The sequence below is a fragment of the Streptomyces thermovulgaris genome (assembly GCF_002155915.1).
Taxonomy (GTDB): domain Bacteria; phylum Actinomycetota; class Actinomycetes; order Streptomycetales; family Streptomycetaceae; genus Streptomyces; species Streptomyces thermovulgaris.
In genome coordinates, this window is the sequence record NZ_MUME01000080.1 from 1 (window position 1) to 13,545 (window position 13,545).

The 13,545-nt window shown below is 67.8% G+C and carries 21 protein-coding genes; 1 reads left to right on the forward strand and 20 read right to left on the reverse strand.

Annotated elements, in window-relative coordinates; genetic code table 11:
- On the forward strand, window positions 1-599 hold a 599-nt coding region (locus tag CCN35_RS08680), incomplete at its 5' end, for a hypothetical protein (RefSeq protein ID WP_107501035.1).
- 198 nt (window positions 600-797) lie between these two features.
- Here CCN35_RS08680 and truA read toward each other — a convergent pair.
- The 20 genes from truA to rplN all read right to left on the reverse strand — a co-directional run bounded on the left by truA (window position 798) and on the right by rplN (window position 13,438).
- Window positions 798-1,652, reverse strand: coding sequence for a tRNA pseudouridine(38-40) synthase TruA (gene truA / locus CCN35_RS08685; RefSeq protein WP_086792116.1), 855 nt, complete (start codon window positions 1,650-1,652; stop codon window positions 798-800).
- A gap of 96 nt (window positions 1,653-1,748) precedes the next feature.
- Window positions 1,749-2,261 (reverse strand): 50S ribosomal protein L17, encoded by a 513-nt coding sequence (gene rplQ, locus CCN35_RS08690; RefSeq protein WP_086792118.1) that lies wholly within the window; start codon window positions 2,259-2,261, stop codon window positions 1,749-1,751.
- Window positions 2,262-2,490: 229 nt separating this feature from the next.
- Complete coding sequence (locus tag CCN35_RS08695) at window positions 2,491-3,513, reverse strand: DNA-directed RNA polymerase subunit alpha (RefSeq protein WP_067397079.1); 1,023 nt, start codon at window positions 3,511-3,513, stop codon at window positions 2,491-2,493.
- 152 nt (window positions 3,514-3,665) lie between these two features.
- Window positions 3,666-4,070 (reverse strand): 30S ribosomal protein S11, encoded by a 405-nt coding sequence (gene rpsK, locus CCN35_RS08700; protein WP_003956432.1) that lies wholly within the window; start codon window positions 4,068-4,070, stop codon window positions 3,666-3,668.
- Window positions 4,071-4,139: 69 nt separating this feature from the next.
- The gene (gene rpsM, locus CCN35_RS08705) at window positions 4,140-4,520 is read right to left on the reverse strand and encodes a 30S ribosomal protein S13 (protein ID WP_067397078.1); all 381 of its coding nucleotides are present in this window, start codon (window positions 4,518-4,520) and stop codon (window positions 4,140-4,142) included.
- A 200-nt stretch (window positions 4,521-4,720) separates the two neighbouring features.
- The gene (gene rpmJ / locus CCN35_RS08710; protein ID WP_003998809.1) at window positions 4,721-4,834 is read right to left on the reverse strand and encodes a 50S ribosomal protein L36; all 114 of its coding nucleotides are present in this window, start codon (window positions 4,832-4,834) and stop codon (window positions 4,721-4,723) included.
- A gap of 77 nt (window positions 4,835-4,911) precedes the next feature.
- Entirely contained in the window at window positions 4,912-5,133 is a 222-nt protein-coding gene (infA, locus tag CCN35_RS08715) for a translation initiation factor IF-1 (protein WP_003948620.1), read from the reverse strand.
- A 194-nt stretch (window positions 5,134-5,327) separates the two neighbouring features.
- Complete coding sequence (gene map / locus CCN35_RS08720) at window positions 5,328-6,164, reverse strand: type I methionyl aminopeptidase (RefSeq protein WP_067397077.1); 837 nt, start codon at window positions 6,162-6,164, stop codon at window positions 5,328-5,330.
- A 303-nt stretch (window positions 6,165-6,467) separates the two neighbouring features.
- The gene (locus tag CCN35_RS08725) at window positions 6,468-7,130 is read right to left on the reverse strand and encodes an adenylate kinase (protein WP_067397076.1); all 663 of its coding nucleotides are present in this window, start codon (window positions 7,128-7,130) and stop codon (window positions 6,468-6,470) included.
- Window positions 7,130-8,443: a preprotein translocase subunit SecY gene (gene secY, locus CCN35_RS08730; protein ID WP_067397075.1), complete on the reverse strand. Its 1,314-nt coding sequence runs from the start codon at window positions 8,441-8,443 to the stop codon at window positions 7,130-7,132. Before secY ends, CCN35_RS08725 begins: the two co-directional genes overlap by 1 nt.
- 704 nt (window positions 8,444-9,147) lie before the next feature.
- Complete coding sequence (rplO, locus tag CCN35_RS08735) at window positions 9,148-9,600, reverse strand: 50S ribosomal protein L15 (RefSeq protein ID WP_067397074.1); 453 nt, start codon at window positions 9,598-9,600, stop codon at window positions 9,148-9,150.
- Window positions 9,601-9,602: 2 nt separating this feature from the next.
- Window positions 9,603-9,785: a 50S ribosomal protein L30 gene (gene rpmD, locus CCN35_RS08740; protein WP_067397073.1), complete on the reverse strand. Its 183-nt coding sequence runs from the start codon at window positions 9,783-9,785 to the stop codon at window positions 9,603-9,605.
- A gap of 2 nt (window positions 9,786-9,787) precedes the next feature.
- Window positions 9,788-10,390, reverse strand: a complete 603-nt coding sequence (gene rpsE / locus CCN35_RS08745) for a 30S ribosomal protein S5 (RefSeq protein ID WP_067397072.1) — start codon at window positions 10,388-10,390, stop codon at window positions 9,788-9,790.
- Window positions 10,391-10,430: 40 nt separating this feature from the next.
- Entirely contained in the window at window positions 10,431-10,814 is a 384-nt protein-coding gene (gene rplR, locus CCN35_RS08750) for a 50S ribosomal protein L18 (RefSeq protein WP_067397071.1), read from the reverse strand.
- A 3-nt stretch (window positions 10,815-10,817) separates the two neighbouring features.
- Window positions 10,818-11,357, reverse strand: coding sequence for a 50S ribosomal protein L6 (gene rplF, locus CCN35_RS08755; RefSeq protein ID WP_086792121.1), 540 nt, complete (start codon window positions 11,355-11,357; stop codon window positions 10,818-10,820).
- A gap of 24 nt (window positions 11,358-11,381) precedes the next feature.
- Entirely contained in the window at window positions 11,382-11,780 is a 399-nt protein-coding gene (gene rpsH, locus CCN35_RS08760) for a 30S ribosomal protein S8 (RefSeq protein WP_067397069.1), read from the reverse strand.
- A 212-nt stretch (window positions 11,781-11,992) separates the two neighbouring features.
- Window positions 11,993-12,178 (reverse strand): type Z 30S ribosomal protein S14, encoded by a 186-nt coding sequence (locus CCN35_RS08770; protein WP_049567381.1) that lies wholly within the window; start codon window positions 12,176-12,178, stop codon window positions 11,993-11,995.
- A gap of 5 nt (window positions 12,179-12,183) precedes the next feature.
- Complete coding sequence (rplE, locus tag CCN35_RS08775) at window positions 12,184-12,744, reverse strand: 50S ribosomal protein L5 (protein ID WP_067397068.1); 561 nt, start codon at window positions 12,742-12,744, stop codon at window positions 12,184-12,186.
- Window positions 12,744-13,067, reverse strand: a complete 324-nt coding sequence (rplX, locus tag CCN35_RS08780; protein ID WP_067397067.1) for a 50S ribosomal protein L24 — start codon at window positions 13,065-13,067, stop codon at window positions 12,744-12,746. The genes rplE and rplX overlap by 1 nt, the downstream gene beginning before the upstream one ends.
- 2 nt (window positions 13,068-13,069) lie before the next feature.
- On the reverse strand, window positions 13,070-13,438 hold the full coding sequence (gene rplN / locus CCN35_RS08785) for a 50S ribosomal protein L14 (protein WP_067397066.1): 369 nt from the start codon (window positions 13,436-13,438) through the stop codon (window positions 13,070-13,072).
- Window positions 13,439-13,545 lie beyond the last annotated feature (107 nt).

The following is a 13,545-nucleotide window of genomic DNA, read 5'->3' on the forward strand; positions in this document are numbered from 1 at the left end:
CGACCGACTCCGTCGTCATCCCCTCCTTCGCCCCCACCAGCGCCCCGCCTCCGCTGGATCCGAAGGAGTTCATATCCGACGCGAAGAAGGACAAGGCTCCGCTCGATGTGAACACGCTCTTCCCCGGCACCCAGCTGACCATGGGCAAGAACGTGTACAAGAAGGGGCCGACGGACGACACCAAGGACTGCACCACCGCCGCTCAGGGCACGCTGCCCAAGGCCCTCACCGACAACGGCTGCACCCGTGTGCTGCGCGTCACCTACAGCAAGGACGGCCTCGCTGTGACCGTGGGTGTCGCCGTCTTCGACACCGCCGCGCAGGCGGCCAAGGCCAAGGGCGCGACCGACAAGAAGAGCATCGTCAAGCCGCTGCCCGGCGGTGACGTCAAGGCCTTCTGCAACGGCGCGGTCTGCCGTTCCACGACCAACTCCCTGGGCCGCTACGCCTACTTCACCCTCACCGGCTTCACCAGCGGCAAGGACGTCACGACCGAGGACACCGAGGCCTTCCGGACCGGGGACGACCTCGCCCAGTTCACCTTCCAGCAGATTCTCCGCCGCGGCGAGACCCAGGCCTCGGCGGCGGCCACCCAGTAGCGGCTCCGAGAGCGCCCCCCAGGAACGATCGCCCTGGAAAACGTTCTGGAAAACGGTCTGGAAAACGATCACCTTGCGGGCCCGGCGACGGCCCGTCACCGGCCGACCCGTCACCGGCAGGCCTGCCACCGGCCGGCCTGCCACCGGCCGGGCCGTCGCCGGGCCCGGCCGTAGGCCGTCCGGGGCTCCCGCCCGCTCTCAGCAGCAGCCCGTCCTCGGCAGCGACCGCTTGTTGCGTGCCTCGCGGCTCCGCGCGGCCAGCAGCTCGTCGGCCGGGTAGCCGACCTCCTCCAGGGTCAGCCCGTGCGGCCGTACGACATGCACGGCGGAGTCCCGCACCCCTGCGTCCAGGACCTTCCTGGGCCAGTCGGGCGGGCGGTGCCCGTCCCCCACGAACAGCAGGGCCCCGATGAGCGAACGCACCATGTTGTGGCAGAAGGCGTCGGCCCGGACGGTGGCGGTGATGATTCCGTCGTCCCCGCGTCGGAGGCTCAGCTCCTGAAGGGTGCGGATCGTGGTCGCACCCTCGCGCTTCTTGCAGTACGCGGCGAAGTCGTGCTCGCCCAGGAGCTGCTGGGCGGCCTCGTTCATGGCGTCGACGTCGAGCGGCCGGTCGTGCCACAGCACATGGTTGCGCAGCAGCGGATCGACACCGCCGGGGTTGTCGGTGACGCGGTAGGCGTAGCGACGCCAGAGGGCGGAGAAGCGGGCGTTGAAGCCGCTGGGCGCGGGGCGCAGGGCCCAGACGCGCACGTCCCGGGGCAGCCGTCCGGCCAGCCGTTTCAGCAGCTTCTCGTGGTGCTCGCGCCACACCTGCTCGGGCAGATCCACGTGGGCCACCTGGCCTCGTGCGTGCACCCCGGCGTCGGTGCGCCCGGCCACGGTCAGCTCGTACGTCTCCGTCGACCGCGTGACCGTGCGCAGCGCGTCCTCGATCTCCCCCTGCACCGTCCGCCGGCCGCCGGCCTGCTTGGCCCAGCCGTGGAAGTCGGTGCCGTCGTAGGAGAGGTCCAGACGGATGCGGAGGTAACCGGGTTGTACTTCGTCACTCACGTACAGATCTTCTCAGGTACGGGGACACACGGAAGCGGGCCCGCCCCCGCAGGGGACGGGCCCGCTCCGGCACGAGGATGTGCCTCAGGTGTCGCCTCAGGCGTCCTTGGACTCCTCGTCCTTCGACTCCTCGGCCTTGGTCTCCTCGGCCTTGGTCTCCTCGGCCTTCGACTCCTCCGCCTTGGCCTGGGCCTCCTTGACCGCACGCTTGGTGGCGGCCTCGGCCTCACCCACGGCCTTCTGCTGCACCGTCAGTGCCTCGACCAGCTCGATGACGGCCATGGGCGCGTTGTCGCCACGGCGGTTGCCGATCTTGGTGATACGGGTGTAGCCACCCGGACGGTTCTTGTACCGCGGGCCGATCTCGGTGAAGAGCGTGTGGACGACGCTCTTGTCCGTGATCACCTGAAGCACCTGGCGGCGGTTGTGCAGGTCGCCCTTCTTCGCCTTGGTGATCAGACGCTCGGCGTACGGGCGCAGGCGACGGGCCTTCGCCTCGGTGGTGGTGATGCGGCCGTGCTCGAACAGCGACTTCGCGAGGTTCGCGAGCAGCAGCCTCTCGTGCGCGGCGCTGCCACCCAGACGGGGACCCTTGGCGGGCTTCGGCATGGTTCTTCTCCTGTGTGTCTGCCCCGGCCGTATCAGGTACCGGGGTCAGTATCCGAGCAAGCGGTTGCCTGTCGGAGATCCGGGAGCGGCCCGAGGGGACGCTCCCGGAAGAAGTGCGGGCCGTGCTGTCGGTGCACGGCCGGGGCGCAGGGCGCGACCCGGCCGACCCGGCCCGCGGGCGCAGTACGGCCTCCTTGCCGAGTGCTCGGTGGAGCGCTCGGCGGAGTGCTCAGTACTGCTCGGTCTCCACGAATCCGGAATCCGCGTCGTCGTCCGTGCCGAACGCGTCCGCCGCGGCGGTCGGGTCGAAGCCGGGGGGCGAGTCCTTGAGCGTCAGCCCCATGTTCGCCAGCTTCGTCTTGACCTCGTCGATGGACTTCGCACCGAAGTTGCGGATGTCCAGCAGGTCCGCCTCGGAACGCGCGACCAGCTCACCCACGGTGTGGATGCCCTCACGCTTGAGGCAGTTGTACGAGCGGACGGTGAGCTCGAGCTCCTCGATCGGCAGGGCGAGGTCGGCGGCGAGCGCGGCGTCCGTCGGGGACGGACCCATGTCGATGCCCTCGGCGTCGACGTTCAGCTCGCGGGCGAGGCCGAACAGCTCGACCAGGGTCTTGCCGGCGGAGGCCATGGCGTCCCGCGGACGCATCGCCGGCTTGGTCTCGACGTCGACGATCAGCTTGTCGAAGTCGGTGCGCTGCTCGACACGGGTGGCCTCGACCTTGTACGTGACCTTCAGCACCGGCGAGTAGATCGAGTCGACCGGGATGCGGCCGATCTCCTGACCCACCTGCTTGTTCTGCACGGCGGAGACGTAGCCGCGACCGCGCTCGACGGTCAGCTCCATCTCCAGCTTGCCCTTGCTGTTGAGCGTGGCGAGGACGAGGTCGGGGTTGTGCACCTCGACACCGGCCGGCGGCGCGATGTCCCCGGCGGTGACCAGACCCGGGCCCTGCTTGCGCAGGTACATCACAACGGGCTCGTCGTGCTCGGAGGAGACGACCAGCTGCTTGATGTTGAGGATCAGGTCGGTGACGTCCTCCTTGACGCCCGGCACGGTGGTGAACTCGTGCAGAACGCCGTCGATGCGGATGGACGTGACCGCCGCACCCGGAATCGAGGAGAGGAGCGTACGACGCAGAGAGTTGCCGAGGGTGTAACCGAAGCCCGGCTCCAGCGGCTCGATCACGAACCGCGAGCGGAACTCGTCGACGACCTCTTCGGTCAACGAGGGTCGCTGAGCAATCAGCATGAGTGGATCAGATCCTTCAGTCGGGGGCGCCCGCTATATGACGCCCGACCGGGCCGCACCGGACAAAGTGCGGTACTGCAAGGGTACGGGCGGTACGACCCGAATGCGGACCGTACCGCCCGGACACCTGCCGCCGGGAAGCGGCGCGCGCGTCAGACGCGGCGGCGCTTCGGCGGACGGCAGCCGTTGTGCGGGGTCGGCGTGACGTCCTGGATGGAGCCGACCTCGAGACCGGTCGCCTGGAGCGAACGGATGGCGGTCTCACGGCCGGAGCCCGGACCCTTGACGAACACGTCGACCTTGCGCATGCCGTGCTCCTGGGCGCGGCGGGCGGCCGACTCGGCGGCCATCTGCGCGGCGAACGGCGTGGACTTCCTCGAGCCCTTGAAGCCGACGTGGCCGGCGGAGGCCCAGGAGATCACGTTGCCGGACGGGTCGGTGATCGAAACGATGGTGTTGTTGAACGTGCTCTTGATGTGGGCGTGACCGTGAGCGACGTTCTTCTTTTCCTTGCGGCGCACCTTCTTGGCAGCGCCCTGACGTCCCTTGGGGGGCATGGATGAGACTCCTGTGGGAGGTGGTCGGTCCTACAGCGAAGACCGCTGGACGACGAGTGCCGCTGCGGACTACTTCTTGCCCGGCTTCTTCTTGCCGGCGATGGCGCGACGCGGACCCTTGCGAGTACGGGCGTTGGTGCTGGTGCGCTGGCCGCGGACGGGCAGACCGCGGCGGTGCCGCAGACCCTGGTAGCAGCCGATCTCGACCTTGCGGCGGATGTCGGCCTGGATCTCGCGGCGGAGATCACCTTCGGTCTTGATGTTGTTGTCGACGTACTCGCGGATCGCGACGAGCTGCTCTTCGGTCAGGTCGCGGACACGGGTGTTCGGGTCGACGCCGGTAGCGGCCAGCGTCTGCTTGGAGAGGGTCCGGCCGATGCCGAACACGTAGGTGAGAGCGACCTCCACGCGCTTGTCGCGCGGGATGTCAACACCGGATACGCGTGCCATGCAATGGCTCCAGTTGATCTTCGGAGGTCTTCCGCAGAACCGGTCCCGGCCCGCCGTATCAGGTACGAACCGGGTCCCCGGCCTCCGAACCGGAGGTATCGAGCGGAGGACTTCCGCTCGGGTCCTGCGTATGAACATAATTCAGCTCGCGTCGCGCGAATCCCTGCGATGGCGGTGCAGAGGGTGCGGTCGGTCGTGCGTCAGCCCTGGCGCTGCTTGTGGCGCGGGTTCTCGCAGATGACCATGACCCGACCGTGACGACGGATCACCCTGCACTTGTCGCAGATCTTCTTGACGCTCGGCTTGACCTTCATGGGATGAGGTTCTCCGGGTCAGTGCCACCATCCCGCCGGAGCGGAATGCGCACCCCGCGGACGGGGTGCGGGCAGATCTACTTGTAGCGGTAGACGATCCGGCCACGCGTCAGGTCGTACGGAGACAGCTCCACCACGACCCGGTCGTCAGGGAGGATGCGGATGTAGTGCATGCGCATCTTGCCGCTGATGTGTGCCAGGACCTGGTGGCCGTTCTGGAGCTCGACCTTGAACATGGCGTTCGGCAGAGACTCGACGACAGTGCCCTCGATCTCGATGGCACCTTGCTTCTTGGCCACGCTTCGCCCTTCGAATCGACTACCCTGAGCGGCCCTCTGCACCGCAGCTGCACGCAGACATGCGGATGCACAAGAGCCGACGAGTCAGTCTACGTCAGCGCTGCGCAAAAGACGAATCGAGAGATCCTGCCCCACGCCGGAGATCCTTATGCGGAAGGTCCGGCACCGCCGCCGGGCGGGGCCGGGCGGGAGCGTCAGGCCAGCGGGTCGGGCGCCGCCTTGATGCCGTACTCCGCGAGCTTGGCCTTGCCGCCGTCCGGGGCCGTCAGCACCAGGGGACCTTCGGGGGTCAGGGCCACCGAGTGCTCCCAGTGGGAGGACCAGCTGCCGTCCGTGGTGACGACCGTCCAGTCGTCGTCGAGGACCCGGGTCTTCGCGGTGCCGAGGGAGACCATCGGCTCGATGGCGAGGCAGAAGCCGGGGACCAGCCTGGGGCCCCTGCCGCGGCGGCGGTCGACGTAGTTCAGCAGGTGCGGGTCCATGTGCATCTCGGTGCCGATGCCGTGGCCGCCGTAGTCCTCGATGATCCCGTAACGGCCGCCGCCCGGCTTGGGCTGGCGGCGGATGTACGTCTCGATGGCCCGCGAGATGTCGACCAGGCGGTTGCCCTGCTTCATCGCCGCGATGCCGGCCCACATCGACTCCTCGGTCACCCGGGAGAGCTCGATCAGCTCCGGGTCGTGACCGGATCCCACGAAGGCGGTGTACGCCGCGTCGCCGTGCCAGCCGTCGACGACCGCGCCGCAGTCGACGGAGATGATGTCGCCGTCCTTCAGGACGACGTCCTCGGAGGGGATGCCGTGGACGACGACCTCGTTCACGGAGGTGCAGATCGTCGCCGGGAAGCCGCCGTAGCCGAGGAAGTTCGACGTGGCGTTGTGCTCCGCGAGCACCTTGCGCGCCACCTCGTCCAGGTCCTTGGTGGTCGCGCCGGGCACGGCCGCCTCCCGGGTGGCCTCGTGGATCGCGGCGACGACCAGCCCCGCCGCACGCATCTTGGCGATCTGTTCGGGGGACTTGATCTGCACCATGGGGACGATGGCCTTTCTGGAACCGGTGGGAGGGCCGACTGTGTCAACCATACGGGCGCGGCGGCCGTGCCCGCGGGCATCCCGTCCACCCGGCCGCGGACTTCCGCGCCGCCCGGGGCGGCACGGGCGGGACACGGGCGAAAGAAGCGCCTCGCTCGGAGCGGCCCCGGGAAGGACCCGGGGGAGAGCCCGGGGCGGGCGGTCCGGGGGAAGGCGCCCCGCCGGCGCCGGGCCGCACGCCTCCTGCCACAGCACGGCCGCGGCTCCTTCTGGAGGAACCGCGGCCGCGGCCGACGACAGAACCTACTGCGCCGCGTCCTCGCGCTTCAGCGCGCCCAGCGCCCGCTGTGTGATCTCCTCCACCGGGCCCAGTGCGGAGATCGTCACGAGCAGCCCCTGCGCCCGGTAGTAGTCGATGATCGGCTCGGTCTGCGTGTGGTAGACCTCCAGCCGCTTGCGGACGGTCTCCTCCGCGTCGTCGTCCCGCTGGTACAGCTCACCGCCGCAGACGTCGCAGATGCCCTCCTTCTCCGGCGGGCTGTACGTCACATGGAACACATGTGCGGAGTCGTTGCGGCAGGTCCGCCGCCCGGCGATCCGCCGGACGATCTCCTCCTCGGGCGCCTCGAAGTCGAGCACCGCGTCCAGCTTGATGTCCTCGCTCCGCAGCAGCTCGTCCAGTGCCTCGGCCTGGGAGACCGTGCGCGGGAAGCCGTCCAGCAGGAACCCCTTCGCGGCGTCCGGCTGCGCCATGCGGTCCTTGGCCATGCCGATGGTGACCTCGTCGGGCACCAGGTTGCCGGCGTCCATGTAGGACTTCGCGAGCTTGCCGAGCTCCGTCTGCCGACTGATGTTGGCGCGGAACAGGTCACCCGTGGAGATGTGGGGGACGCGCAGCTTCTCTGCCAGGCGTGCGGCCTGTGTTCCTTTGCCTGCACCCGGTGGTCCGACAAGGACGATTCGCATCAGCGGAGGAACCCTTCGTAGTTGCGCTGCTGGAGCTGGCTCTCGATCTGCTTCACCGTCTCGAGACCGACACCCACGATGATCAGGATGCTGGTGCCCCCGAAGGGGAAGTTCTGGTTTGCTCCGAACCCGACCAACGCCATTGTTGGCACGAGAGCGATCAACCCCAGATACAGCGACCCCGGCCAGGTGATCCGGTTGAGTACATACGAAAGGTACTCAGCGGTAGGTCGGCCAGCCCGGATGCCCGGGATGAAGCCACCATACTTCTTCATGTTGTCCGCGACTTCTTCGGGGTTGAAGGAGATCGCCACGTAGAAGAACGCGAAGAACACGATCAGCAGGAAGTACAGAGTGATGTAAATCGGGTGCTCTCCGGACACCAGGGTCTCCTGGATCCAGACCTTCCACCCCGCGTTGCCCTCGGCGAACTGGGCAATGAGCGCCGGAATGTAGAGCAGCGACGACGCGAAGATGACGGGAATCACACCCGCCTGGTTGACCTTGAGCGGGATGTACGTCGACGTACCCCCGTAGGAGCGGCGGCCGATCATGCGCTTGGCGTACTGCACCGGAATACGGCGCTGGGCCTGCTCGACGAAGACCACCAGGGCGACCATGACGAATCCGACGATCATGACGGTGCCGAACTCGATCCACCCGTCGGCGAGCTTGCCCTGCTGCTTGATGGCCCACAGCGCGGACGGGAAGGTCGCGGCGATCGAGATGAACATCAGGATCGACATGCCGTTGCCGATGCCGCGGTCGGTGATCAGCTCACCCAGCCACATCACCAGGGTCGTACCGGCGGTCATCACGATGACCATGACGATCGTGTTGAAGATCGACTGGTCCGGGATGACATTGCCGGCGACGCTGCAGCCGGCGAACAGCGAGCCGCTGCGCGTGGCCGCCACGACACCCGTGCCCTGCAGGACCGCGAGCGCCACCGTCAGGTAACGGGTGTACTGGGTGATCTTGGCCGTGCCGGCCTGTCCCTCCTTCTTGAGGGCCTCCAGCCGCGGGATCACCACGGTCAGCAGCTGCAGGATGATGCTCGCCGTGATGTACGGCATGATGCCCAGCGCGAAGACCGTGATCTGCAGCAGCGCACCGCCACTGAACATGTTCACCAGGCCGAAGAGGCCCTGGTTGGCCGAGGCCTCTGTGACACACTGCTGGACGGCCTTGTAGTTGACGCCCGGGATCGGAATGTGGGTGCCGATGCGGAACACCACGATGATGCCGAGCGTGAAGAGCAGCTTCTTGCGCAGGTCGGGCGTCCTGAACGCCCGGGCGAAGCCGGTGAGCACGGTGCCTCCTGCGACCCCCCACGCAAGCGCGTCAAGGGCGACGGTCTTGAGGTTCAACGACGATGACTATGTGATCAACAGCCGCCTGGCGGCAGGAAAGTCTACCCGGCGAAAGTTGGCAGTCTAGGCCACCCTACCGGCGATCCGCCGGTCGAAAACATCCGTCGGCACGATTGTGGGCCGACGGACATCCGGATACCGCCTTTCGGGTCCGCACTCCCGGCACTGCCCGCTCGGGCCCGCACGGGGCGGAGCGTTCCGGGCCGTGCCGTGACGTCCGGAGCCGGCCCGTCGCCGTCCCCTGCCGGTGTGCGCCGGTGCGTGCCGGTGTGCACCCGGCCGTCCCCCGGACGGGGGCGCGGCCTGCCGTCCGTCGGAGTGCCGGACCGGGGCGGCCCCGCACCGGCAGCCGGTGCCGAGGGCCCGGGTCGCGGGCTCTCTCGGCGGCAGCGCCGGGCGGCACGGCGTGAACGGGGTGGTGTTCCTCACCGCACGGGTCGGGGCGTCGCCGGGGCCGGCGGCTGGTGCCCCCGGTTCCCGCTTTCGAGGTCCCCGCCGCGGGCTCCCGCTGTCGCGGGGAGGGTTCCCGCTCCGGGGCGGAGCACCTCGCGCCGCGGGCCGGGCAGCGTGCGAACGACCACGGCCCTGGGCCCCACAGGGGTCCAGGGCCGTGGCACGGAGCCTGAACTCGGACGAGCCCGAACTCAGACGAGCTCGACGGTACCGCCGGCGGCGGTGATCTTCTCCTTGGCGGAGCCGGAGACGGCGTCGACCGTCACCCGCAGCGCCACGGAGATCTCACCCTGACCGAGGACCTTGACCGGGCGGTTCTTGCGAACGGCACCCTTGGCCACCAGGTCCTCGACCGTGACCTCGCCGCCCTCGGGGTAGAGCTCGGCCAGGCGGTCGAGGTTGACGACCTGGTACTCGGTCTTGAACGGGTTGTTGAAGCCCTTCAGCTTCGGGAGGCGCATGTGCAGCGGCATCTGGCCGCCCTCGAACCTCTGCGGAACCTGGCTGCGGGCCTTGGTTCCCTTGGTACCACGACCGGCCGTCTTGCCCTTCGACGCCTCACCGCGACCCACACGGGTCTTGGCGGTCTTGGCACCGGGGGCGGGACGGAGGTTGTGGATCTTCAGCGGGTTCTGCTCCGCCATGATCAGTCGACCTCCTCGACCGTCACGAGGTGGCGGACGGCACGCACCATGCCGCGGTACTCGGGACGGTCCTCCTTGACGACCACGTCGCCGAGCTTCTTCAGCCCGAGCGTACGCAGAGTGTCACGGTGGTTCTGCTTGCTGCCGATGTAGGACTTGACCTGCGTGATCTTGAGCTGTGCCATGGTTACGCACCCGCCCCGGCACGCGCGCGCAGCAGAGCCGCAGGGGCCACGTCCTCCAGCGGCAGACCACGGCGGGCCGCGATCGCCTCGGGACGCTGCAGACCCTTGAGGGCCTCCACCGTGGCGTGCACGATGTTGATCTGGTTGTCGGAGCCGAGCGACTTCGACAGGACGTCGTGGATACCGGCGCACTCGAGCACCGCGCGCACCGGACCACCGGCGATCACACCGGTACCCGGGGAGGCGGGCTTGAGCAGCACGACACCGGCCGCCTTCTCACCCTGGATCGGGTGCGGAATGGTGCCCTGGATCCGGGGGACCTTGAAGAAGTGCTTCTTGGCCTCCTCAACGCCCTTGGCGATGGCGGCCGGCACCTCCTTGGCCTTGCCGTATCCGACACCCACGGTGCCGTCGCCGTCGCCCACCACGACCAGCGCGGTGAAGCTGAAGCGACGACCACCCTTCACAACCTTGGCGACGCGGTTGATCGCGACAACACGCTCGATGTACGCGGTCTTCTCGGCGGCGGCTGCGCCGCCGTCACGGCCCTTCCGGTCCCGCCGCTCGCCACCGGCACCGCCACCGCGGCGCTGGGGTCCAGCCATTGGAATTACCTCTCTCTGTTTCCGCTAGCTCGGAACCGGCTCAGAACTTCAGGCCGGCTTCGCGGGCGGCGTCCGCCAGAGCGGCGATGCGCCCGGCGTACTGGTTGCCACCGCGGTCGAACACGACGGCCTCGACACCGGCGGCCTTGGCGCGCTCGGCGACCAGGGCGCCGACCTTCCTGGCCTGCGCGGACTTGTCGCCCTCGCCACCGCGGATCGAGCTGTCCATGGTGGACGCCGACGCCAGGGTGTGACCCTTGGTGTCGTCGATCACCTGCGCCACGATGTGGCGGTTGGAGCGGGTCACGACCAGACGAGGACGCTCCGCCGTACCGGACACCTTCTTGCGGATCCGGAGGTGGCGGCGCTTGATCGCGGCGCGCTTGTAGGCGTCGCCCTTGAGGATCCTCTGCCCGTATGCCATGGCTTACTTACCCGCCTTTCCGACCTTGCGGCGGATGACTTCGCCCTCGTACCTGACGCCCTTGGCCTTGTACGGGTCGGGCTTGCGCAGCTTGCGGATGTTGGCCGCGACCTCGCCGACCTTCTGCTTGTCGATGCCCTCGACCGAGAAGCGGGTGGGGCTCTCCACCTTGAAGGTGATGCCCTCCGGCGCCTCGACGAGGATCGGGTGGCTGTAGCCGAGCGAGAACTCCAGGTTCGAGCCCTTGGCCTGCACGCGGTAGCCAACACCGCTGATCTCGAGCTTCTTCACGTAACCCTGGGTCACGCCGGTGATCATGTTCGCCACCAGCGTGCGGGACAGACCGTGCAGGGCCTTGTTCTGACGCTCGTCGTTGGGACGGATCACCCGCAGGGAGCCGTCCTCGTCCTTGACGACCTCGATCGGCGCGGCCACGGTGTGGGTCAGCTCGCCCTTGGGGCCCTTGACCGAGACCGTGCGGCCATCGATGGTGACGTCCACGCCGGCGGGAACCGCGATGGGAAGCTTGCCGATGCGCGACATAGCTGTTTCCTCCGTTCCCTTCCGTTACCAGACGTAGGCGAGGACTTCCCCACCCACGCCCTTCTTGCTGGCCTGCTTGTCGGTGAGGAGCCCGTGGGACGTGGAGATGATCGCCACGCCGAGGCCGCCGAGCACCTTCGGCAGGTTGTTGGCCTTCGCGTACACCCGGAGACCGGGCTTGGAGATCCGCTTGATGCCCGCGATGGAGCGCTCACGGTTCGGGCCGTACTTCAGCTCGAGGACGAGGTTCTTGCCGACCTCGGCGTCCTCGGTCCTCCAGCCCGTGATGAAGCCCTCCTGCTGGAGAATCTCCGCAATGTGAGACTTGATCTTGGACGCCGGCATCGTCACGGTGTCGTGGTACGCCGCGTTCGCGTTCCGCAGACGCGTAAGCATGTCTGCGATCGGATCAGTCATGGTCATGAATTGGCCTTCGGCCTCTCTCGCCGGGGTTTCCTGGTGCGCCATCCCTCTCCCCGATCCGAGACGGGACGGGTGCGGCGCGGTGGACCTACGGCGTAGTAAGTCGTACGGCACGGCAGGTGCCCAGCCCCGCAAGCCTACGGCATGCGGAGCGGGCCTCCTGCCGTCCCCTATTGCCTACCGAGAGCCTGGGAGTCCGGACGTGGTCCGGATCACCAGGAACTCTTGGTCACGCCCGGCAGCTCGCCGCGGTGCGCCATCTCACGAAGGCACACACGGCAGAGGCCGAACTTGCGGTACACGGAGTGCGGACGGCCGCAGCGCTGGCAGCGGGTGTAGCCGCGCACGGCGAACTTCGGCTTGCGAGCAGCCTTCGCGATGAGAGCCTTCTTCGCCATCTCGCTCACGCCTCCTTGAACGGGAAGCCGAGGTGACGGAGAAGGGCACGGCCCTCTTCGTCATTGGTCGCCGTGGTCACCACGGTGATGTCCATACCCCGGACGCGGTCGATCTTGTCCTGGTCGATCTCGTGGAACATCACCTGCTCCGTGAGACCGAAGGTGTAGTTGCCCCGGCCGTCGAACTGCTTGGGGGACAGGCCGCGGAAGTCGCGGATGCGCGGCAGCGCGAGCGACAGGGTGCGGTCCAGAAACTCCCACATGCGGTCGCCGCGGAGCGTGACGTGGGCGCCGATCGGCTGGCCCTCGCGCAGCTTGAACTGCGCGATGGACTTGCGGGCCTTGGTGACCGCGGGCTTCTGGCCGGTGATCGTGGCGAGGTCGCGGATGGCGCCCTCGATCAGCTTGGAGTCGCGGGCGGCGTCGCCCACACCCATGTTGACCACGATCTTGACGAGGTTCGGAACCTGCATGACGTTCTTGTACTTGAACTCGTCACGCAGCTTCGGGACGATCTCGTCCTTGTACTTCTGCTTCAGACGCGGAGTCACGGTGGTGGTCGTCATCAGATGTCCTCACCCGTCCGCTTGGCAACGCGGATCTTGTTGCCGTTCTCGTCGAAGCGATAACCGACGCGGGTCACAACCTTCTTGCCGTCCTTCTCCACGACCAGCTGGACGTTGGAGACGTGGATCGGCGCCTCGGTGGTGATGATCCCGCCGGCCTGGGAACCGCGGGCGGTCGGACCGGCCTTGGTGTGCTTCTTGACCCGGTTGACACCCTCGACCAGGACGCGCTGCTCACGCGGGTAGGCGGCGATGACCTTGCCCTGCTTGCCCTTGTCCTTGCCGGTGATGACCTGGACCAGGTCGCCCTTCTTGATCTTCATGCTCACAGCACCTCCGGCGCGAGGGAGATGATCTTCATGAACTTCTTCTCGCGCAGCTCACGGCCGACCGGGCCGAAGATACGGGTGCCACGAGGATCGCCGTCGTTCTTGAGAATGACGGCGGCGTTCTCGTCGAAGCGGATGTACGAGCCGTCCGGGCGGCGGCGCTCCTTGACGGTGCGGACAACGACCGCCTTGACGATGTCGCCCTTCTTCACGTTGCCACCGGGGATCGCGTCCTTGACGGTGGCGACGATGACGTCACCGATACCCGCGTAGCGGCGACCGGAGCCGCCGAGCACACGGATGCAAAGGATCTCCTTCGCCCCCGTGTTGTCGGCGACACGCAGTCGCGACTCCTGCTGGATCACGTCTATCTCCTGATCGTCTGCCGGTTCCCTCCGGGAGGGCCCGGAGAGCCTGGCGGAACTGTCCTGCGGGTCGGTCCCGCAGGAATTACTTGTGCCTCTGAGGCGCA

Bases quoted from the DNA above. Each gene is read 5' to 3' on its own strand.
- CCN35_RS08725 (WP_067397076.1), bottom strand. From the start codon at position 7,130: ATGCGAATCGTCCTTGTCGGACCACCGGGTGCAGGCAAAGGAACACAG.
- rplO (WP_067397074.1), bottom strand. From the start codon at position 9,600: ATGGCGGAGCAGAACCCGCTGAAGATCCACAACCTCCGTCCCGCCCCC.
- rpsH (WP_067397069.1), bottom strand. From the start codon at position 11,780: ATGACCATGACTGATCCGATCGCAGACATGCTTACGCGTCTGCGGAAC.
- rplR (WP_067397071.1), bottom strand. From the start codon at position 10,814: ATGGCATACGGGCAGAGGATCCTCAAGGGCGACGCCTACAAGCGCGCC.
- map (WP_067397077.1), bottom strand. From the start codon at position 6,164: ATGGTGCAGATCAAGTCCCCCGAACAGATCGCCAAGATGCGTGCGGCG.
- rpmD (WP_067397073.1), bottom strand. From the start codon at position 9,785: ATGGCACAGCTCAAGATCACGCAGGTCAAGTCCTACATCGGCAGCAAG.
- rplF (WP_086792121.1), bottom strand. From the start codon at position 11,357: ATGTCGCGCATCGGCAAGCTTCCCATCGCGGTTCCCGCCGGCGTGGAC.
- rplX (WP_067397067.1), bottom strand. From the start codon at position 13,067: ATGAAGATCAAGAAGGGCGACCTGGTCCAGGTCATCACCGGCAAGGAC.
- rpmJ (WP_003998809.1), bottom strand. From the start codon at position 4,834: ATGAAGGTCAAGCCGAGCGTCAAGAAGATCTGCGACAAGTGCAGGGTG.
- rpsE (WP_067397072.1), bottom strand. From the start codon at position 10,390: ATGGCTGGACCCCAGCGCCGCGGTGGCGGTGCCGGTGGCGAGCGGCGG.
- CCN35_RS08770 (WP_049567381.1), bottom strand. From the start codon at position 12,178: ATGGCGAAGAAGGCTCTCATCGCGAAGGCTGCTCGCAAGCCGAAGTTC.
- rplQ (WP_086792118.1), bottom strand. From the start codon at position 2,261: ATGCCGAAGCCCGCCAAGGGTCCCCGTCTGGGTGGCAGCGCCGCGCAC.
- rpsK (WP_003956432.1), bottom strand. From the start codon at position 4,070: ATGCCCCCCAAGGGACGTCAGGGCGCTGCCAAGAAGGTGCGCCGCAAG.
- CCN35_RS08695 (WP_067397079.1), bottom strand. From the start codon at position 3,513: ATGCTGATTGCTCAGCGACCCTCGTTGACCGAAGAGGTCGTCGACGAG.
- rpsM (WP_067397078.1), bottom strand. From the start codon at position 4,520: ATGGCACGCGTATCCGGTGTTGACATCCCGCGCGACAAGCGCGTGGAG.
- rplE (WP_067397068.1), bottom strand. From the start codon at position 12,744: ATGACGACCACCACCGTGACTCCGCGTCTGAAGCAGAAGTACAAGGAC.